Origin of the sequence: Pseudomonas oryzihabitans (assembly GCF_006384975.1) — a bacterium.
Lineage (GTDB): Bacteria > Pseudomonadota > Gammaproteobacteria > Pseudomonadales > Pseudomonadaceae > Chryseomonas > Chryseomonas psychrotolerans_B.
This window is the reverse complement of the sequence record NZ_CP021645.1, coordinates 3,925,931-3,946,411: the sequence shown is the minus strand read 5'-3', so window position 1 is coordinate 3,946,411 and position 20,481 is coordinate 3,925,931. Positions and strand designations below refer to the sequence as shown.

18 protein-coding genes are annotated in these 20,481 nt (G+C 66.9%); 5 read left to right on the top strand and 13 right to left on the bottom strand.

Going from position 1 to position 20,481, the window contains the following annotated elements; genetic code table 11:
* Positions 1–51 precede the first annotated feature (51 nt).
* The gene (locus CCZ28_RS17725) at positions 52–1,545 is read left to right on the top strand and encodes an aldehyde dehydrogenase (protein WP_140220116.1); all 1,494 of its coding nucleotides are present in this window, start codon (positions 52–54) and stop codon (positions 1,543–1,545) included.
* A gap of 62 nt (positions 1,546–1,607) precedes the next feature.
* Here the strand turns inward: CCZ28_RS17725 and CCZ28_RS17720 are convergent, their stop codons facing one another.
* Entirely contained in the window at positions 1,608–2,066 is a 459-nt protein-coding gene (locus tag CCZ28_RS17720; protein ID WP_140220114.1) for an Lrp/AsnC family transcriptional regulator, read from the bottom strand.
* Positions 2,067–2,175: 109 nt separating this feature from the next.
* Here CCZ28_RS17720 and CCZ28_RS17715 point away from each other — a divergent pair, with 109 nt between their 5' ends.
* Positions 2,176–2,775: a LysE family translocator gene (locus CCZ28_RS17715; protein ID WP_140220111.1), complete on the top strand. Its 600-nt coding sequence runs from the start codon at positions 2,176–2,178 to the stop codon at positions 2,773–2,775.
* A gap of 19 nt (positions 2,776–2,794) precedes the next feature.
* Here CCZ28_RS17715 and gmk read toward each other — a convergent pair whose 3' ends face one another.
* Together gmk and CCZ28_RS17705 are read right to left on the bottom strand one after the other, a co-directional pair.
* On the bottom strand, positions 2,795–3,415 hold the full coding sequence (gmk, locus tag CCZ28_RS17710) for a guanylate kinase (protein ID WP_058766043.1): 621 nt from the start codon (positions 3,413–3,415) through the stop codon (positions 2,795–2,797).
* A gap of 10 nt (positions 3,416–3,425) precedes the next feature.
* Positions 3,426–4,286 (bottom strand): YicC/YloC family endoribonuclease, encoded by an 861-nt coding sequence (locus tag CCZ28_RS17705; RefSeq protein WP_140220109.1) that lies wholly within the window; start codon positions 4,284–4,286, stop codon positions 3,426–3,428.
* Between the two features lie 172 nt (positions 4,287–4,458).
* On the opposite strand from CCZ28_RS17705, the gene rph reads away from it, so the two are divergent.
* From rph to CCZ28_RS17690, 3 genes are all read left to right on the top strand, one after another.
* Complete coding sequence (gene rph / locus CCZ28_RS17700) at positions 4,459–5,181, top strand: ribonuclease PH (protein WP_058760384.1); 723 nt, start codon at positions 4,459–4,461, stop codon at positions 5,179–5,181.
* A gap of 15 nt (positions 5,182–5,196) precedes the next feature.
* Positions 5,197–5,559 (top strand): DUF4870 domain-containing protein, encoded by a 363-nt coding sequence (locus CCZ28_RS17695; RefSeq protein ID WP_140220107.1) that lies wholly within the window; start codon positions 5,197–5,199, stop codon positions 5,557–5,559.
* Between the two features lie 277 nt (positions 5,560–5,836).
* Complete coding sequence (locus tag CCZ28_RS17690; protein WP_240795176.1) at positions 5,837–7,129, top strand: hypothetical protein; 1,293 nt, start codon at positions 5,837–5,839, stop codon at positions 7,127–7,129.
* A gap of 64 nt (positions 7,130–7,193) precedes the next feature.
* Here CCZ28_RS17690 and garD read toward each other — a convergent pair whose 3' ends face one another.
* The 10 genes from garD to CCZ28_RS17645 all read right to left on the bottom strand — a co-directional run bounded on the left by garD (position 7,194) and on the right by CCZ28_RS17645 (position 20,289).
* A complete protein-coding gene (gene garD / locus CCZ28_RS17685; protein ID WP_140220105.1) occupies positions 7,194–8,750 on the bottom strand; it encodes a galactarate dehydratase in 1,557 nt (518 codons plus the stop codon).
* 20 nt (positions 8,751–8,770) lie between these two features.
* Positions 8,771–8,989 (bottom strand): hypothetical protein, encoded by a 219-nt coding sequence (locus tag CCZ28_RS17680; protein ID WP_140220103.1) that lies wholly within the window; start codon positions 8,987–8,989, stop codon positions 8,771–8,773.
* 167 nt (positions 8,990–9,156) lie between these two features.
* A complete protein-coding gene (locus CCZ28_RS17675) occupies positions 9,157–10,194 on the bottom strand; it encodes a LacI family DNA-binding transcriptional regulator (RefSeq protein ID WP_140220101.1) in 1,038 nt (345 codons plus the stop codon).
* 327 nt (positions 10,195–10,521) lie between these two features.
* Positions 10,522–11,562 carry a threonine aldolase family protein gene (locus tag CCZ28_RS17670; RefSeq protein WP_140220099.1) on the bottom strand — a complete coding sequence of 347 codons (1,041 nt, stop codon included), beginning with the start codon at positions 11,560–11,562 and terminating at the stop codon, positions 10,522–10,524.
* Entirely contained in the window at positions 11,559–13,370 is a 1,812-nt protein-coding gene (locus CCZ28_RS17665) for an aminopeptidase P family protein (protein ID WP_140220097.1), read from the bottom strand. The genes CCZ28_RS17670 and CCZ28_RS17665 overlap by 4 nt, the downstream gene beginning before the upstream one ends.
* A 123-nt stretch (positions 13,371–13,493) precedes the next feature.
* A complete protein-coding gene (locus CCZ28_RS24490; protein ID WP_167509253.1) occupies positions 13,494–13,658 on the bottom strand; it encodes a hypothetical protein in 165 nt (54 codons plus the stop codon).
* A gap of 245 nt (positions 13,659–13,903) precedes the next feature.
* Complete coding sequence (locus CCZ28_RS17660; protein WP_205894598.1) at positions 13,904–14,845, bottom strand: LysR family transcriptional regulator; 942 nt, start codon at positions 14,843–14,845, stop codon at positions 13,904–13,906.
* 223 nt (positions 14,846–15,068) lie between these two features.
* Positions 15,069–18,119, bottom strand: coding sequence for an efflux RND transporter permease subunit (locus CCZ28_RS17655; RefSeq protein WP_140220095.1), 3,051 nt, complete (start codon positions 18,117–18,119; stop codon positions 15,069–15,071).
* Complete coding sequence (locus CCZ28_RS17650) at positions 18,116–19,186, bottom strand: efflux RND transporter periplasmic adaptor subunit (protein WP_140220093.1); 1,071 nt, start codon at positions 19,184–19,186, stop codon at positions 18,116–18,118. Before CCZ28_RS17650 ends, CCZ28_RS17655 begins: the two co-directional genes overlap by 4 nt.
* Positions 19,183–20,289, bottom strand: a complete 1,107-nt coding sequence (locus tag CCZ28_RS17645) for an efflux RND transporter periplasmic adaptor subunit (protein ID WP_140220091.1) — start codon at positions 20,287–20,289, stop codon at positions 19,183–19,185. The genes CCZ28_RS17650 and CCZ28_RS17645 overlap by 4 nt, the downstream gene beginning before the upstream one ends.
* Positions 20,290–20,481: the final 192 nt, after the last annotated feature.

The window sequence follows — 20,481 nt, the reverse complement described above, 5'->3', positions numbered from 1 at the left end:
TCCGACCCTGGTTTAGGGTGGCTGCTCACCGCCATTAGCGAGGAGTCACCCATGAGCTTGCCCAGCCGCGCCGAGTGGGAGCAGCGCTTCCAAGGTCTCACCCTGGAAGGTCGCGCCTTCATCGACGGCGCCTATGTCGACGCCCTCTCCGGCGCCACCTTCGATTGCCTGAGCCCGGTGGACGGGCGCTTCCTCGCCAAGGTCGCCAGCTGTGACGCCGCCGACGCCGACCGCGCCGTCGCCGCCGCCCGCGCCAGCTTCCAGCAGGGCACCTGGTCGCAACTGGCACCGGCCCAGCGCAAGCGCGTGCTGATCCGCTTCGCCGACCTGCTGCTGGCCAATGCCGAGGAACTGGCGCTGCTGGAAACCCTGGACATGGGCAAGCCCATCGCCGACTCCTTCACCATCGACGTGCCCGGCTCGGCCAATGCCATCCGCTGGAGCGCCGAGGCCATCGACAAGCTCTACGACGAAGTCGCCCCCACGCCCCATGACCAACTGGGCTTGGTCACCCGCGAGCCGGTCGGCGTGGTCGCTGCCGTGGTGCCCTGGAACTTCCCGCTGATGATGGCCTGCTGGAAACTCGGCCCGGCCCTGGCCACCGGCAACTCGGTGGTGCTCAAGCCCTCGGAGAAGTCGCCGCTGACCGCCATCCGCGTCGCCCAGCTGGCGCAGCAGGCCGGCATTCCCGCCGGGGTGTTCAACGTGCTGCCGGGCTACGGCCATAACGTCGGCAAGGCCCTGGGCCTGCACCCCGACGTCGACACCATCGTCTTCACCGGCTCCACCCGGGTCGCCAAGCAGTTGCTGGCCTACTCCGGCGAATCCAACATGAAGCGCGTCTGGCTGGAGGCGGGCGGCAAGAGCCCCAACATCGTCTTCGCCGACGCCCCCGACCTCAAGGACGCCGCGGCTGCGGCCGCCAGCGGCATCGCCTTCAACCAGGGCGAGGTCTGCACCGCCGGCTCGCGCCTGCTGGTGGAGCGTTCCATCAAGGACCAATTCCTGCCGCTGGTGATCGAGGCCCTCAAGGGCTGGAAGCCCGGCCACGCCCTGGAGCCGGAGACCAACGTCGGCGCCCTGGTGGACACCACCCAGCTGGACACCGTGCTGCGCTACATCGAGGCCGGCCATGCCGAAGGCGCCACCCTGGTGGCCGGGGGCAAGCGCACCCTGGAAGAGACCGGCGGCGTCTACGTCGAGCCGACCATCTTCGACGGCGTGAGCAACGCCATGAAGATCGCCCAGGAAGAGATCTTCGGCCCGGTGCTCTCGGTGATCACCTTCGACACCGCCGAGGAAGCCATCCAGATCGCCAACGACACCCAGTACGGCCTGGCCGCCGCGGTCTGGACCCGCGACATCTCCAAGGCCCACAAGACCGCCCGCGCCCTGCGCGCCGGCAGCGTCTGGGTCAACCAGTACGACGGCGGTGACATGACCGCGCCCTTCGGCGGCTTCAAGCAATCCGGCAACGGTCGCGACAAGTCCCTGCACGCCTTCGACAAGTACACCGAGCTCAAGGCGACCTGGATCAAGTTGTAAGGGCGCAGGGGGCGCCAAGCGGTTCGCGCGTCCCCGATCCTAACCTGGACAGCCGCTCCACATCAGCCAGCGACCTCTGCGATGGGTAACGGCCGTGGCGCCAGCCGGGTCGACAGCACCACCGCCGTCTCGGTCCGCCCATAAGGATCGAACACCGCGAGGGTGTTCTCCAGCGCGGCCAACGAGGGCGCCACCACCTTGAGCACGAAGGCCGCTTCTCCCGTGACATGGAAGGCTTCGCGCACCTCGGGCATGTCGGCCAGCAAGGCTTCGATCCGCGGATAACGCTCGGCCGGCACGAACAGCCGGATCAGGGCGGTGACCGGATAGCCCACGGCATGGCTGTCGATTTCGGTTCGATAGCCACGGACCACGCCACGTTCCTCGAGCCGCTTGAGACGTTCCGCCAGCGCCGGACTGGACAGCCCTACCCGCCGGCTCAACTCGGCGAGACTGAGTCTGGCATCCGTCTGTAATTCCCTGAGCAAACGGCGATCGAGGCGATCCAGCGGCTTGGTCATCGACGAACCTTCATTCCTTCGGTTTACCCAGCAGCATACCTGCGAAAGGCCATGGAGCCGCCGACCTCCGGGTAGCCAGACTGGCCTCCTTCATCCGGAGGAAAGCCCCATGATCGTCTTGCAAGGAATGCTGTTGGGTGTCGCCATCGCCGCACCGGTGGGTCCGATCAGCCTGCTGTGCATGCAGCGCAGTCTCGCCGGCGGCTTCGGCGCCGGCTTGAGGTTCGGTTTGGGTATCGCCCTGGCCGACGGCCTCTTCGCCGTGGCCGGGGCACTGGGCGCCACCGCCCTGGCGACGCTGTTCGGCACCTTGCAGCCCTGGCTGCAACGCCTGGCCGCGCTCTATCTGGGCTATCTGGCCTGGCGGACCTGGCAAGCCGCGCGAGCAGCGGCGCCAGCCCAGGCGCCAACGCCGGGTGGCTATCGGGAGATCGCCACGGGATTCTCGCTGACCCTGGCCAACCCCCTCACCATCCTCAGTTTCGCCACCCTGTTCATGGGCCTCCCCCCGAGCGCGGCCTCGCTGAGCAGTCAACTGACCCTGGCAGCCGGTCTCTTCCTCGGCTCCCTGCTGTGGTGGCTAGCGCTGGCAGGGCTTTGCGGCAGCCTCAGGCAGACGCTGAAGCCCCGCTGGCAGCGCCGCATCGATCTGCTGGCAGCGCTGGGACTGGCCGGCCTGGGGCTGTTCGTCCTGCTGCGTAGCCTTTGAGCGGCCCCTGGCGGTCCGCTCAGCCCAGCAGATCCACCAACAGATCGTCATGGCGTCGCTGCTGCCGGTCCAGGCGCAGTTGGCGGGTGCGGAAGATCGACTTGAGGTCTTCCAGGGCCTTGGCGAAGTCGTCGTTGATGATCAGGTAGTCGTACTCGACGTAGTGACTCATCTCGCTCACCGCCTCGCGCATGCGGCGCTCGATGATCTCGGCGCTGTCCTGGCCACGGTTGTCCAGGCGCTGGCGCAGGGCGGCCTGGCTCGGCGGCAGGATGAAAATGGACTGGGCATGGGGCAGCTTGCGGCGTACCTGCTGGGCGCCCTGCCAGTCGATCTCCAGGATCAGGTCGTGGCCTTCGGCGAGGGTGCGCTCCAGCGCCGCCTGAGAGGTACCGTAGTAGTTGCCGAACACCTCGGCATGTTCGAGGAAATCCCCGTGTTCGAGCAGTTGGGTGAAGGTCGCGCAGTCGACGAAGTGATAGTTCACCCCATCCGCTTCACCTGGCCGCATGGCGCGGGTGGTGTGGGAAACCGACACGCGCACCTCGGGCAGGGCGTCCAGCAAGGCCTTGACCAGGCTGGTCTTGCCGGCGCCGGAGGGCGCGGAAACGATGTAGAGGGTGCCGGGAAGGGCTGTCATGGAAGTCCGCCTATTCGATGTTCTGCACTTGCTCGCGCATCTGTTCGATGAGCACCTTGAGATTGATGGCCGCCTGAGAGGCGCGGGCATCGATGGCCTTGGAGCCGAGGGTGTTGGCCTCGCGATTGAGTTCCTGCATGAGGAAGTCCAGGCGCCGGCCCGCCGCGCCGCTGCCGGCCAGGACCCGCCGCACCTCGGCCACATGGGTCTCCAGGCGGTCCAGCTCTTCGGCCACGTCGCTCTTTTGCGCCAGCAGCACCAATTCCTGCTCCAGGCGCGTCGGCTCGAACTCGACGCCCGCCTCGGCGCAGCGCTCGAGAATACGCCGCCGCTGCAGCGCCAGCAGCTCCGGCAGCAACGCCCGTAGCGTCGCCACTTCCGCCAGCACCTGGACCAGTCGTTCCTCGATCAGGCGGCTCAACTCCCGGCCCTCGCGCAGGCGGCTTTCCAGCAACTCGTCCAGCGCCGCGTCGAACAGCGCCAGCACCTGCGCCCTGCGTTCGGCGTCATCCACTTCGGCCCCGACCAGCACGCCGGGCCAGGCCAGCACGGCCAGCGGGTCGAGCTTGGCCGGCCGGGCGATCAGCGCCGCGACGTCTTCGGCGGCGGATACCAGCTGAGCCGCCCGGCGGGCGTCGACGCGCAGGGCCATGGCCTCGTCGCGCTCTTCGCGCAGCACGCACTCCACCTTGCCGCGCGACAGCCGCCGGCGCAGCGCTTCGCGCACCCCCGGTTCGGCGTCACGACAGGTCTCGGGCAGGCGCAGGTGCGGTTCCAGATAGCGGTGGTTGACGGAGCGCAGCTCCCAACTCAGGGTGCCCTGGGGCCCCGGTCGCTCGACCCGGGCGAACGCCGTCATGCTGTGCACCATGGCAGGATCCTCGTCTGGCGATGCGCGGAAGACCAGGCGATCCGGCCGTTCCCCGCACGTAAAACGCACGATTCTAACGCACCTGATCGGGGCGCCCAATGCATCCGTGTGCACGAACCGGGCGCTCCCTATACTATGGGGCCAGATTTCTACGCCCTACAGGAAAGCCCCAATGAAGCGTCCCAGTGGCCGCGCCGCCGATCAGCTGCGCCCCATCCGCATCACCCGCAACTACACCAAGCACGCCGAAGGCTCGGTCCTGGTGGAGTTCGGCGACACCAAGGTGATCTGCACCGCCAGCGTCGAGGCCGGGGTGCCGCGCTTTCTCAAGGGCAAGGGCCAGGGCTGGCTCACCGCCGAATACGGCATGCTGCCGCGCGCGACCGGCGAGCGGAACCAGCGCGAAGCCGCCAAGGGCAAGCAGGGTGGTCGGACGCTGGAGATCCAGCGACTGATCGGGCGCTCGCTGCGCGCCGCGGTCGACCTCTCCAAGCTGGGCGAGAACACCATCTATATCGACTGCGACGTGATCCAGGCCGATGGCGGTACCCGTACCGCCTCGGTGACCGGTGCCTGTGTTGCCCTGGTCGACGCCCTGGGCGCCCTCAAGCGCCGGGGCAATCTCAAGGGCAATCCGCTCAAGCAGATGGTGGCCGCCATCTCCGTGGGTATCTACCAGGGTACCCCGGTGCTCGACCTGGACTACCTGGAAGACTCCGCCGCCGAGACCGATCTCAACGTGATCATGACCGATGCCGGTGGTTTCATCGAAGTTCAGGGCACCGCCGAAGGTGCGCCCTTCCAGCCGGCCGAACTCAACGCCATGCTCGAACTGGCCCAGACCGGTCTGCGCGACCTGTTCGAGATCCAGCAAGCCGCCCTGCGCGGCGAATGACCGAAGGCCCACGCCATGCATGATCTCGTCCCCGCTCCCAGTGCCGATGCCCGGCGCTGGGCCATGCTCTGCCACTACGCGGCCTTCTTCGGTTTCGTGGTGCCCTTCATCGGCAACGTCATAGGTCCGCTGGTGGTCTGGCAGCTCAAGCGCGAGGACGACCCCTTCATCGATCGCCAGGGCAAGGAAGCGCTGAACTTCCAGCTCACCGTCACCCTGGTGCACATGATCTGCGCGCTGCTGGCGTGGGTGCTGATCGGTATTCCGCTGATGCTGCTGGTGGCCTGCGTGGCCTTCGTGCTGACGGTGATCGCCGGCATCAAGGCCAACCAGGGCCGCGACTACCGATATCCCCTGACCTGGCGGATGGTGAGTTAAAGGCTTTTTGTGGCCTGCTTCCGATTCCCGCGTTGAGGATTTCCGCTAGCGCCGGCGCCGTTTGACAGGCGCCGGAAGCCCTCCGCTATCATCCCTTCGGCTGACTTCTTTCACGCTGCTGCAGCGACCCTTTCTTGCGGTCGCTAGCGGTAGCGTGCCCGCCTTTCCGCCTTTGCCTCTGCAGCCCGTCGATAACGCCAAGGTGGCGTGTCGCCGGTGCGCCTCGCTTCTCACGGTGGCCCACGACGCCATCGGCAGCACAACAGGGATGATCATCATGACGGTTGCCACCGCTACCCCCAATGCCTTCCAGCGCGTGCTCGAATGGCGCTATTCCACCCTGATGGTGTGGACGGCGATAGGCCTGCTGTTCGTCGAGACCTTTTCCGGTTTTCTGCGCTACGCCCTGGACATGGTCGGCGCCTCGGCGCTGGTCTATCTGCCCAAGATCGCTTGCCTGGCGCTCTTCGCCCTGCAGCTGGCCACGGTCAGGATCCCCAAGGTGATCTGGGTCGGCTTGCTCGCCGGCCTGGCCTACGCCGCCCTCGCCCTGCTCCACGGTGGCACTTTCAACAACGTGCTGTTCTCGCTGTTCGTCTACAGCCCGTTGCTGTTCGGCCTGCTCTGCGGCCGCGAGCTGCTCAAGCAGCGCCGGTTGCTGGCGCGGGCCATGTTCCTGCTGCTGGTCGCCTGCCTGATCGGCATCGCCCTGGACAAATTCACCTCGGTTCCCTGGAAGGGCTACAGCTACAACCTGGGCGGCAACGACATCGCCGGCAATACCCAGTGGGTCGCCGGTGAAGAGGACCGCATCGCCGGTTTCGCCCGGGTATCCAACGTGCTGGCGGCGCTGATCGCCGTCTACTGCCTGTTCCTCGCGCAATTCGCCCGCTCCAAGGCGCTCTGGCTGGTGGTCGCCCTGGTCGGCTTCTTCGGCATCCTGCTCACCACCAGCAAGGCGCCCGCCGCCGCCTTCGCCTTTACCCTGGTGCTGATGATGACCCGCCGCTTCCAGTGGCCGACCTACGCCCTGATCCTGCTGGCCGTGGTGGGTGGCATGCTGCTGCCGGTGCTCGGCCTGGTCCGCGACTTCGATCCCCTGGTGGTGATGAGCGACAGCGGCCTGGCCTCTTTCTACGATCGCCTGGTCAACACCTGGCCCAATGTCGTCGCGGAGATGAGCCGCCACGGCTGGACGGTCGAGGGTGCCGGCTTCGGCCTGTTCGGCAGCTCCATGGCCGCCTTCCCCGTCCCGGGGATCGACCTCTTCGTCACCAGCGACAGCAGCGTGGTCTATCTCTGGTGCGTGTTCGGGGTCGTCGGCATCCTTGGCTATGCCCTGCAGTTGCCGGTGTTCATCCGCCTGCACACCGCGCCCGACCGCCTGAGCCACACCCTGCTGGCCATCGCCTTCTGCCTCTGCCTGATCGGCTGGACCACCGACCTCTTCGATATCGGCGTCGGCAACCTCTTCGTCGGCATCATCCTCGGCTACGTGCTGATGCGCGATGCAGCAGACGATGAGCAGCAGCGCCTGCGACCGGTCAGCGGTAGCGCCCTGGCCGACTGAGCGCTGGCGGCTAACGAAAAAGGCCGATCCCTCGCGAGATCGGCCTTTTTTATGGGCGCTCGGCTCAGGTCACCGGCGCCGGATTGAACAGCGCCAGGTCGTTGTGCAGGCGATGGCGCTCGGCCCAGGTCTGGCGCCGGCCGCTGGCCACGTCCAGGTAGCACTGGAAGATTTCCCAGCCCATCTCCTCCAGCGACAAGCGTCCGCTCACCACCCGCCCGGCATCGATGTCGATCAGATCGGGCCAGCGCTCGGCCAACTGGGTGCGGGTCGAGACCTTGATCACCGGCACCATGGACAGCCCATAGGGCGTGCCGCGACCGGTGGTGAAGATGTGCAGGTTCATGCCCGCCGCCAGCTGCAGGGTGCCGCAGATGAAGTCGCTGGCCGGGGTGGCGGCGAAGTACAGGCCCTTGCCCTTGATCTTCTCGCCGGGTGCTATGACCCCGGCGATGGGGCTGGTGCCGGACTTGGCGATGGAGCCCATGGCCTTTTCGACGATGTTGTTCAGCCCGCCCTTCTTGTTGCCAGGGGTGGTATTGGCGCTGCGGTCGGCCATGCCCCGCTCCAGGTAGCGGTCGTACCAGTCCATTTCGCGGATCAGGGCGTCGGCCACCGCGGGGGTGGCGGCGCGCGGGGTCAGCAAGTGGATGCCGTCGCGCACCTCGGTGTTCTCGGAGAACATCACCGTGGCACCCGCGCGCACCAGCAGATCGGCGGCCACGCCCAGGGCCGGGTTGGCGGTGATGCCGGAGAAGGCGTCGCTGCCGCCGCACTGCATGCCCACCACCAGCTCGGACGCCGGCACCGTTTCACGGCGGCGCTGGTCGAGCACTTCCAGCCGCGCCTCGATCAGCCCCATGATCTGCTCGACCATGCCGGCGAAGCCGTTGGCCGAATCCTGCAGGCGGAACAGCCAGGCCTCTTCATCCTGCCCGGCCGTGAGATCGTCGCCCGGCATCAGTTGGCTGGCCTGCAGCTTCTCGCAGCCCAGACCGATCACCAACGCCTGGCCGCCGAAGTTGGGATTGCGGCTGATGTTGTGCAGGGTGCGGATCGGAATCACCGCATCGGGTGCATTGATGGCCACGCCGCAGCCGTAGCTGTGGGACAGGGGCACCACGTCGTCGACGTTGGGATAGCGCGGCAGGATCTCCTTGCGCACCCGCTCCACGCAGAGTTCCAGCACCCCCACCACGCACTGCACGGTGGTGGTCACCGCCAGGATGTTGCGGGTGCCGACGCTACCGTCCGGATTGCGAAAGCCCTCGAAGGTATAGCCTTCCAGGGGTTCGCCGACCTGGCCAGGCGCGGTGGCCTTGGGCAGGTTGTCCAGCGCTGGCGGTTCCGGCATGCGCAGCAGGGCCTCGGTGATCCAACTGCCGGCGGGAATATCCTGCAGGGCGTAGCCGATGACCTCGCCATAGCGCACTACCTTGGCGCCCTCCTTGAAATCCACCAGGGAAACCTTGTGACTCTGGGGAATGGCCTCGACGGTGGTCAGGCCGTCGGCGAAGGCGCTGCCAGCGGCCACGCCGGGTTCGTTGACCACCACCCCGACATTGTCCTGGGGATGGAGCTTGATGTAGCGCGGCGAATCTCGGTGATCGATCAGGTGCATGGTCTTATTCTCCGTCGGGATCAGGCCCGGACTGGGTCAGGCTGAGGTGCGCCCAGGAATTCGCCGCGGGAGGTACGCCGTTCGACGCGTGGGATGCGCCCGGCGCGGGGCAGGGTCAGGGGTGCCAGGATCATGAAATCCCCCCCTTGAGCCTGGCGGACCTCCTGACTGCTGGCGGCCACCGCGAAAGGCAGCGACAGGGTTGGATAGCACCTACCGGTAGGTCTTGCGGCGTCCATGGTGGAGTCCTCTCGCCTGATTGTTGTTATCGAGCGCGGCCTGGCTGCAGCATGATTGCGCAATCATCACGAGACGCAATCATCCGGCGCAGCCCGCGCTTGACCCAAGACTAGCCATGATTGCGCAACCAAACAAGTACGACGTCTAACGACACTACCGCCGACAGTCAGGTCGTGGCGCGGTCGATGATGTGGAAGCCGGTATCGAGGCGTATGGGCTGCTGGGGCCGCTCGCCCCCGCCAAGACGCTGCAGCAGCGCCTCCGCCGCCAGGGTGCCCATGCGCTCCCCCGCCACGCTGACCGATGACAGCGCCGGATGCATCTGGGCCGCGCTGGAGAGATTGCCGAAGCCCAGCACCGCCAGATCCTCGGGCACGCCAAGACCGCGACTCGCGGCTTCCGCCATCACGCCCTGGGCGACGGTATCGGAACTGCAGACCACCACGTCCTGGGGCTCACCTCGGGCTAGCAACCGCTGCAGCCCGATCCGTCCGGACTCCACCAGGGCGGGTGCCGGCAGGATTTCCACGGCGGGCTCCGCCACACCCAGCTCGGCCAGGCGGTCGACCAGACTCTGGCAGCGACGCAGGGCACGGGGATCGTCCACCGACACCACGGCGAAGCGGCGATAACCGCGGGCGTGCAGGTGCTCAGCCTGGGCCCGGCCCACGGCTTCGTGGGAGAAGCCCACCTGCATGTCCAGCGGCGCCTCGCTCAGGTCCCAGGATTCCACCACCGGAATGCCGGCCTGCGCCAGGCGCTCGCGGCTGGCCGCGGTATGCAGGGTGCCGGTCAGCACGATGCCATCGGGCCGGCGCCCCAGTACGGCGGCCAGCAGCTGTTCCTCCTGTTCGGCACTGTAGCCGGTCAGGCCCAACAGGGTCTGGTAGCCGGCCTGGGCCAGGCGATCCATCAGCGCCTGCACCGTCTCGGCGAAGATGGAGTGGACGATGGTCGGCACGAACAGCGCCACCAGGCGACTGCGCTTGGAGGCCAGGCCGCCCGCCAGCAGATTGGGCACGTAGCCGGTGGCCTGGACCGCCGCCAGCACCTTGGTGCGCGCCGCCTCGCTGACGATCTCCGGCCGGTTCAGCGCCCGCGAAACGGTGATCGGCGACACCCCGGCGACGCGGGCGACATCAATCAGGGTGGGAGCGCCGGGATTGACCGCGGTAGCGGAGGCTTTGCTGGACTTCTTGGCCATGGAACGCCGGGGACGACGAAGAAGCGGCCATGGTAACGGGTGCCGGGAGTAGCGTCCCGCAAGAACACCGTAGCGTGGAAAACCGCAGAGCGTTTTCCACATCGAGCGGTACGGCAGTGGTGGATGAGGCTGCGCCGTCATCCACCCTACACGTGCGCTTACCACGGCCACGACGGTCCGCCAAAGCGGCCACTCCTGAGAGCCACCTTAGGTTGGGTTGAGCGCAGCGAAGCCCAACATTGCCTCGGAGCCGGCCATGTTGGGCTTCGACGATAGAACCGTCTCAACCCAACCTACGGTCTATCGCATCCTTGGCCGCGAGGCGCCCTACCCGCCCATCGCCGTCCGAATATCCGCCGCCAGCTCCAGCACCCGGGCTTCCTCGGTATCCCAGGAGCACATGAAGCGCGCCCCGCCGCTGCCGATGAAGGTGTAGAAGCGCCAGCCGCGACTGCGCAGGAACTCCAGCGCCGGCTCCGAGAGTTGCAGGAACACCGAATTGGCCTCCACCGGGAACATGAAGTCCACCCCGGGCACATCGCGGACCCGCTCGGCGAGGAGTTGGGCCATGCCGTTGGCGTGGCGGGCATGGCGCAGCCAGGTGTCGTTCTCCAGTACGCCGAGCCAGGGCGCGGAGAGGAATCTCATCTTGGAGGCCAGTTGGCCGGCCTGTTTGCAGCGGTATTCGAAGTCCTCGGCCAGGTCGCGGTTGAAGAACAGGATCGCCTCCCCCACCGCCATGCCGCTCTTGGTACCGCCGAAGCAGAGCACGTCGACGCCGGCTTTCCAGGTCACCTCGGCCGGCGTGCAACCCAGGCTGGCCACGGCGTTGGAGAAGCGCGAGCCGTCCATATGCAGGTGCAGACCGAGGTCGCGGCAGGTGGCGCTGATGGCGTGCAGCTCATGCAGCCCATAGAGGGTACCCACCTCGGTGGCCTGGGTGACGGTCACCGCCCGTGGTTTGGGAAAGTGGATGTCGGCGCGCTTGGTGGCGATCTGCTGGATGGCGCCGGGTGTCAGCTTGCCGTGATGCGACGGCGCCAGCAGCAGCTTGGAGCCGTTGGAGAAGAATTCCGGCGCGCCGCATTCGTCGGTCTCGACGTGGGCGGTGTCGGCGCAGATCACGCTGTGATAGCTCTGGCACAGGGCGGCCAGGGCCAGGGAGTTGGCCGCCGTGCCGTTGAAGGCGAAGAACACCTCGCAGTCGGTCTCGAACAGTTGGCGAAAGCGATCAGCGGCGCGTGCCGTCCAGCTGTCGTTGCCATAGGCGGTCTCGTGACCGACGTTGGCCGCGGCCATGGCCGCCCAGGCTTCCGGGCAGATGCCGGAGTAGTTGTCACTGGCGAATTGCTGGGCATTGCTGCTCATGGGGCGGTCCTCGCCACGGGTTCGGTACGTGCGAGCAGCCAATCGCGCGCGGCACCCTCAACCCGCGGCAGCACGCGGCGGCGCACCTCGGCGTGATAGCTATCCAGCCAGTCCAGCTCGTCGGCGCGCAACAGGGCGAGATCCAGGCAGCGGGTATCCAGCGGGCAGAGGGTCAGGGTTTCGAAGGTCAGGAAATCACCGAACTCGGTGCTCTCCGCCCGGGTGCACAGCAGCAGGTTTTCCAGGCGCACGCCCCACTGTCCGGGGCGATAGATGCCCGGTTCGTTGGAGGTGATCATGCCCTCGCGCAGCTCATGGTGCGGCGTGATGGTGGCATAGAAGGAAATCGACTGGGGCCCCTCGTGCACGTTGAGGAAGTAGCCCACGCCGTGGCCGGTGCCATGGCCGTAGTCAATGCCGGCCGCCCAGATCGGCTCGCGGGCCAGGGCGTCGAGCATGGGCGCGGCGACCCCGGCGGGAAAGCGCGCCCGCGACAGCGCCAGCATGCCCTTGAGTACCAGGGTAAAGTCACGTTTCTGCGCCGCATTGGGCGTGCCTATGGGCACCACCCGGGTGATATCGGTGGTGCCGCCCAGGTACTGGCCGCCGCTGTCGATCAGCAGCAGACCGTCGCCCTGGAGTTCGGCATGGGCTTCTTCGGTGGCACGGTAGTGCGGCAGGGCGCCACCGGCGTTGAAACCGGCGATGGTGGCGAAGCTCAGGGAGACGAAATTCGGCCGGGCGGCACGCGCCTCGGTCAACCAGTCGTCCACGGTCAACTCGGTGAGCCGTTCGCCGCGGGCCAGGGCCGCTTCGAAGCGGGCGAAGAAGACGCACAGCGCCGCGCCATCCTCTTCCATGGCCGTGCGCACCTGGGCCACTTCCCCGGCAGTCTTGCAGGCCTTGAGCAGGGTGGAAGGATTGATCTGCTCCAGGCGCTTAACACCCGTAGGCGCGGCCTCGACCAGCCCCAGGGTGACCCGCGCCGGATCTACCAATAGGCGGCTGCCCGCAGGTAGGCGCGCCAATTCGGCAGCCGCCTGATCGTAGTCGACCAGGGTCACGCCATCGGCCACCAGCGCGGCGCGGATCTCGGCGGAGACCTTGGCCGGATCGATGAACAGTTGGCAGCTGTCCTGGCCCAGCAGTAGATGAGCGAGGAATACCGGGTTGTAGGGGACATCCGCGCCGCGCAGGTTGAGCAGCCAGGCGATGTCGTCCAGCGAGGAGATGAAATGCCAATCCGCACCCGCCTCGGCCATAACCTGGCGGACCTGGGCGAACTTGGCGGTGCGCGCCTGGGGCGCAAAGGGCGGGGCATGCACGAAGACCGGCGCGGTCGGCAGCTCCGGCCGCTCGCTCCAGATCGCCGCTAGCGGATCGCGCTCGGTGCGCAGCTGGATGTTCTTGGGCTCAAGCACCTGGCGTAGCGCGGCAGCGGCGCCCAGGGACAGCACCTGGCCATCCACCAGCACCGTACCGCCCGCGGGAACCTGGGCAGCCAGCCAGTGCAGATGGGCCTGGGGCTGGCTGGCGACCTGTTTCATCAGGTCGATGCCGCTGCCGGCCAGTTCGCGGGTGGCCTGCTCCCAGTAGCGGCTGTCGGTCCAGACGCCGGCGGCGTCATGGGTGACCAGCAGCAGCCCGGCGGAGCCGGTGAAGCCGGACAGCCAGGCGCGTCCCTGCCAGTATTCGGGCAGGTACTCGGACAGGTGGGGATCTGCGCTGGGGATCAGGCAGGCGTCGGCGCCCTGCTCGGCCAGGAAGGCGCGCAGGCGGGCAAGTCGTTGAGCGGGAGTGGCGGTCATGAACACCTCGACAAGGTCAGAGGCTCAGTGTGCCGCAGATATAAAAAAGCCGCACCCAAGGGTGCGGCGGAGAAAGACCAAAGGAGCAAAGAGGGGGGGTGGTCTTTCGAAAGCGGGGGTGACTCAGCGATGCGCGTCGGCGGCGGACTGGTCCTGGTAGTGCTGCATTGCCGCGTAATTCTGATTGACCAGCTTGTAACGCAGGCTGGGATTCTCGTCGGCGAAGGCGAACTGAGCGGAAGACAGGGCAGCGACAGCCAAGAGTAGAGCGGTCAGAGAACGTTTCATGTCGAACTCCTTATAAGGATGTGTTCATCGGGGTACGGGTCCATTCTAGGAAGTGTTCGCAACCTAATAAATAGCATGCTAACTAATTCAGTATTGCGAAATCTGTAATAACCGCTCTAGCGAGGGCCTTGCTGGTCTCCAGTGGATAGACGAGCACCCTGAGGCAGGAATCAACCGCCGCGATGAGCAAGGCAAGGTTGCTGCCGACCTTCACCGCTCAGCCGGCTGACCGGTGCAACACCTTGCTAGTCCTTGGCCCAGTAGCGCTGATCCTCGATCACCCGATTCTCCAGTTGCAGGCGCGCGGGGATTTCTTCCTTGAGGAAGTCGATCCAGGTCTTGATCTTGGCGTCGAGGAAACGCCGGGAGGGATAGAGCGCATGGATGTTGCGCTCGCGCAGGCGAAAGTGGGGCAGCAGCCGTACCAGGCTGCCATCGCGCAGGTAATTGACGGCGATGTAGCTGGGCAGCAGGCAGATCCCCATGCCCTGGCTCGCGACCCTGGCCATGGCCTCGGCGACATTGACCTGGAAGACATAGCGCGGCGCCACCTGCTGCTCGCCCTCTTCGCCGGCAAAGACCCAGCGTTCGGAAAAATTCGGATCGAGCAGGCGCAGGCAATCGTGCTCGGCGAGATCAGCCGGCACCTTGGGCGCCGGGTGCTTGGCCAGGTAGCTGGGCGCGGCGCAGACCACGCTGTAGACCCCACCCAGGCGCTGGGCGACGAAATCCGAATCGGCCAGCTCGGTATCCAGGGTGATGGCGATGTCGTGTCCGTCCTCCAGCAGCGCCGGATGGTTCTGCGACAGGTTCATGACGATCTCCACCTGGGGATAGCGCGCGCAAAAGCTCGACACCAGCGGCGCCAGCAGCTGGGTGCCCAGGCCGGTCATGGAGTGCAGGCGCAGATGGCCATGGGGCTTGAGGTGCGCCCCACTGGCCTCGGCCTCGGCCTCGCCGACGTCCTGCAGGATGCGCCGGCAGCGTTCGAGGTAGCGTTCACCCGCCTCGGTCAGCGCCAGCCGCCGCGTGGTGCGGTGCAGCAAGCGGGTCTGCAGATGGCTTTCCAGCTCGGCGAGCAGGCGCGACACCTGGGCGGTGGACAGGTCGAGGGTATTGGCAGCAGCCGTGAGACTGCCCAGATCCACGACCCGGACGAAGATGCGCATGCCTTGGAAAATATCCATTATTGCCTTTTTCGCAATGGAGTTTCGTCAAGCCGTCACTTTATTGAAAAAGTCGGACGCCCGATAGTGGTGCAGTGAGCTGCTGTGGATTCGGCGTTCGACCGCTGGATCCTTCCCTCCGGCAGTGGCTCCTTGGATAGCTCCTTGCGGCCTCCTGGCCGATGTCTTCAGCGAAGACCTCGACCAGGGGGCCGTTTTTTTTGCCCTCTTTCATCCTACCCCCTCAGCCCTCACGCCCTGGCTCGCGGATGCGATAGCTGGCGACGTACAGCGCCGGCAGGAACAGCAGGGTCAAGAGCGTCGCGGCCACGATGCCGCCGATCATGGCGTAGGCCATGGGCCCCCAGAACACCTCGCGGGCGATGGGGATCATGCCCAGGCTGGCGGCCGCGGCGGTCAGCAGGATCGGTCGGCGACGGTGCCGGGTGGCTTCCACCACGGCGTCCCAGGGCGAGCGACCGTCGCGTTCGAAGGCATCGATCTGGGTCACCAGGATCACCGAGTTGCGGATGATGATGCCGATCAGCGCCAGCACCCCGAGGATGGCGACGAAGCCCAGCGGCTGGCCGAAGGGGATCAGTCCCAGGACCACGCCGATCAGCCCGAGGGGTGCCACGCTCGCCACCAGGAATAGCTTGCGGATGCTGTGCAGCTGGATCATCAGGAAGGTGGCCATGAGGAACAGCATCAGCGGCACCACCTCGGCGATGGGTCCCTGGGCCTTGCTGCTCTCCTCCACCGTGCCCCCCACCGCCACGTGATAGCGCGGCGGTAGCTTGGCGATGAAGGCATCGACATCCGGTTGCAACTGCTTGACCAGGTCCGGCGCCAGGATGTCTCCGAGAATCGAGGCCTTGAGCGTGATGGTGGGCAGGCGGTCGCGCCGCCACACCAGCGGCTGCTCCAGGGCGTAGTCGATGCGGGCGAAGGCCTTGAGCGGCACCGCGGTGCCCTGGGGCGTCATGATCTGCAGGTTTTCCAGGGTCTCCACCGAGCGCCGCTCGGCCTCGCTGGCACGCGCCACCACGTTGACCAGATAGATGTCGTCGCGTACCTGGGTCACCGGGGTGCCGGTCACCACGCCATTGAGGATCTGCGCCACGTCCTGAGAGGAGAAGCCCAGTTGCCGCGCCTTGTCCTGGTTGACCTCCACCTTGAGCATCCGCGCCGGCTCGTTCCAGTCGTAGAGGAAGTCGCCCAGTTGCGGACTCTTGCCCAGCACGCTGGCCAGCGCCAGGGCCTGGCGGCGTACCTCGGCGACGTCCGGACCGCTGATGCGGTATTGGATCGGCCGACCCACCGGCGGGCCCATCTCCAGCGGCTGGACGTAGCCGGACAGGCCGACGAAGTCCTGGCGCAGCCGCTGCTTGAGCTTGGGCAAGAGGCGATTGCGCGCCTCCAGGTCCTTGGCCACCAGGATGACCTGGCCGTAGAAGGGATTCTCCAGTTGTTGGTCCAGCGGCAGATAGAACCGCACCGCGCCCTGGCCGACGTAGGAACTCCAGTGAGCCACGTCCGGGTCGTCGGCGAGGGTCTGCTCGAACCTGTCCATCTGCGCGCGGGTGGCGTCGAGGGAGGCGTTCTGCGGCAGGTTGAAGTCGATCAGCAACTCGGGTCGATCCGAGGACGGAAAGAACTGGTTCTGCACGAATTTCATGGCGAACAGGGCCGCAGCGAACAGCAGCACCGTGAGGGCGATGGTCAGCCAGCGATGGCGCATGGCGCCCAGCAGCAGGCCATCGGACCAGCGCGCCAGGCGGCCGGGCTGGTCGTGATCCTTTTTCTTCACCTGCTTGGGCAGGATGTGCACGCCGATCACCGGCGAGAAGAACACCGCGACGATCCACGACAACAGCAGCGCCACGGCGATCACCGCGAACAGGGTGAAGGTGTACTGGCCGGCGCTGCTGGAGTTGAGGCCGATGGGCACGAAGCCGGCCACCGTCACCAGGGTGCCGGTGAGCATGGGAAAGGCGGTGGACTCGTAGGCGAAGGTCGCCGAGCGGTGCAGCGACTCGCCCTCCTCGCGCTTGGTCACCATCATCTCCACGGTGATCATGGCGTCGTCCACCAGCAGGCCCAGGGCGATGATCAGCGCACCCAGGGAAATCCGCTGCATGGTGATGCCGCTGTACTCCATGAAGACGAACACCAGCGCCAGGGTCAGCGGAATCGACAGCGCCACCACCAGGCCGGCGCGCACGCCGAGGCTGATGAAGCTCACCACCAGCACGATGATGACCGCCTCGAACAGCGCCCGGGTGAAGCCGCCCACGGCCTTCTCCACCACCTGCGCCTGGTTGGAGACGATGTGCACGCCGATGCCGACCGGTAGATCGCCAGTGATCTCCTGCATCTTCTCGGTGAGGGCCGCGCCGAAGGTCTGGATGTTGCCGCCACTGCTCATGGCGATGGCCAGGCCGATGGCCGGCTGGCCGTTGTAGCGGAATAGCGAACTCGGCGGATCGGCGTAGCCGCTGCGGATGTCGGCGAGATCGGTGAGGCGGTAGAAGCGGTCGTCGATGCGCAGATTCACCGCGGCGAGATCGGTGGTGGAGCGGAATTCGCCGCTGGTTCTCACACTGATGCGCTCGGCCCCGGACTCGATGGTGCCCGAGGGGGTCACGGCGTTCTGCTGCTGCAGACTCTGCATCACCTGCCGCTGGTCGATGCCCAGGGCGGCCAGCTTGCGGGTGGAGAAGTCCAAGTAGATGACCTGGTTCTCCGCACCGAGCACCTGCACCTTGCCGATACCCGGTACGCTGCGGATCTCGCGGCGCACCTGCTCCACCTGATCGCGCAGCTGGCGCATGCTGAAGCCGTCGCCGGTGAAGGCATAGATGCTGCCGAAGACGTCGCCGAATTCGTCGTTGAAGGCCGGGCCCTGGATACCCTGGGGAAATTCGCCCTGGATGTCCGCGATCTTCTTGCGCACCTGGTACCAGATGTCGGGAATCGCCTTGGCCGGCGTGGTGTCGCGCAGATAGACGAACACCGTGGACTGCCCCGGCCGGGTGAAGCTCTTGGTGTAGTCGAGGGAATCCAGCTCTTCGAGCTTCTTCTCCACCCGCTCGGTGACCTGGCGCAGGGTCTCCTCGGTGGTCGCCCCCGGCCAGCGGGTCTGGATGACCATGGTCTTGATGGCGAAGGACGGATCTTCCTCACGCCCCAGTTTCATGTAGGAGAACACGCCCATCAGCAGGGCGACGAACATCAGGTACCAGACGAAGGATTGGTGGCGTAGCGCCCAGTCCGACAGGTTGAAGCCCTTCATGGCCGCACGCCCTCGCTATCCTTCACCTGCTGCCCTTCCTCGAGACTATTGACGCCGGCGACCACCACCCGCTCACCGGCCTTCAGACCACTGCCGATCCACGCCTGGCCGTCGGCCTCGCGCAGGACCTGGACCGGGCGCTGGCGGACGCGGGCCTGTTGGCCCTGGCCCTCCACCACCCAGACCGACGTCTGCTCGCCCTGGCGGCGCAGGGCCTGGACCGGCAGCGCCAGGCCCTCGGCGGCGGGCAGCTCCAGCTCGCCCTGTACCAGGCTGCCGATGCGCAGGGCGTCCGGCGGATCGAGCAGGGTCAGACGCACGCGCCGGGTGCGGGTGGTGGCATCGGCCTGGGGCTCGATCTCGCGGACCTTGCCCACCACCGCGACCTCCGGGTCCAGCGCCATGCGGACGGTCATCTGGCGCTCCGGTACGAGCTGGCCAATGGCTTGGGCCGGCAGATCCAGCACCGCCTCGCGGATGTCCGGGCGGGCGACCCGGACCACCGGCTGCCCGGCGGACACCACCTGGCCGACCTCGGCCTGCCAGGCGGTGATCACCCCGTCGAAATCGCTGTAGAGCTCGGCATAGTCGCGCTGATCGCGGGCCTGGCGCTCGGCGCTCAGCGCCTGCTCGCGCGAGGCCTCCAGCGTATGCAGCCGGGTCAGGGCCTGATCCAGCTGGGAGCGCGAGCCAACCCCTTGATCGAACAATTGCTGCTGGCGCCGGGCATCCGCCTTGGCATCGCGCCACTGGGCCTCGGCATCGGCGGTCTGGCCCTCGCGGCTGCGCAGGGCGTTGTCCTGGTCGGTGGGGTCCAGCGCTGCCAGCAACTGGCCCCGGCGTACCGCTGCGCCCACGTCGAGCGGGCGACGGGTCATGCGTCCACCGACGCGAAAGCCGAGCACGCTTTCGTAGCGCGCCTGGATGCTGCCGGCGAAGACTTCCCGCTGTGGCGCTGGCGCCTTCAGGGTCAGGGTCGCCACGGGCCGCACGGGCGGCGGCGGGGCCTCGTCGTCGGAGCAGCCGCTGAGCGCCAGCAGCAGCAAGAGCGTCAGCAGGCGCTTCATGGGCGCACCTCGGCGAAGGTCGAGCGCTCGGCGACCTCGACGCGCTGCCCGGGACTCAAGGACTGTCCCCCGGCGATCACGATGCGGTCGCCGGCCTTGAGGCCATCGCTGACGATGATGCTGTCACGGGTGTAACGCTCGATGTGCAAGGGTTGCAGACTCACCCGTCCGTCATCGTCCAGGCGCCACACCGCCGGCTGGTCGGTGGTGCCGTTCAGCGCCGTCCAGGGCAAGGCGAAGCCCTGCGCCGCCGTGCTCGGCACCTGGGCGTTGACCACCGCGCCCAGCGTCATGGCGGGTGGTGGCTGATCGAGTTGCACCTTGATGCGCACCGTGCCGGTAGCTGCCGCCACCGTCGGGGCGATCTCGCGCAGGGTGCCCCGGGTGGTCACCGCGGGTTGCGCCTGCAGGGAAACGGGCAGGGTCTGGCCGAGCTTCAATTCGCGGGACAGGGATTCGTAGAGATCGAAGACCGCATCCCGCTCGCCGCTCACTGCCAGGTCGAAGATCGCCGCCCCGGCCTGCACCACCTGCCCCGCCTCGGCATGGCGAGCGGTCAGCACCCCTGCGGCACTGGCGCGCAATTCGGTGTAACCCAGTTGCTTGCGCGCATCGTCGCGCTGGGCCACGGCGGCCTGCAGGGCGCTGCGGGCACCGTCGAGCGTCGCCTGGGCCTGATCGTACTGGCTGCGGCTGGTATAGCCCTTGGGCAACAGCGCGGCCTGGCGCTCGAAATCCACCCGCGCCAATCGCGTGCGGGCTTCCTGGGCGTCTACCTGGGCCTGGGCGGCGGCCAGATTGTTACGCAGGTCCTGGGGGTCCAGTCGCGCCAGCACCTGGCCTTCACGCACCCGGTTGCCGACGTCCGCCAACCGCTCGCTGATCTTGCCGCTCACCCGGAAACCGAGGGGGGTCTGGACCCGCGCCTGGATATCGCCGGTGAAGGTGATGGGCTGGGTATCGTTCACGGGACTCACCTGGGTCACCACCACCCGTGCCAGTTCCTGGGCAGGCGGCTGCTCCTGCGAGCAGCCCGTTGACAGTGCGACCAACCCCCACAGGGCGATGACCGGACTGCAGGTGACGAAGCGGGAAGCCCTCATGATTGTCCTTATTGGTAGAGGAGGAGCGCTCGCGAACTGACCACACCTGATGCAGAGGGTTCGCCTGGGCAATTGTCAGACGCATGGCCGAACTTGGGAAGCGCCGTAGCCGATTCCGCTGCGCATCGAGTCCCTCGTCGCTCAACCTGCCTACAAAATGTTCACAAATACCCTGGAACCCCTCATTCCGGG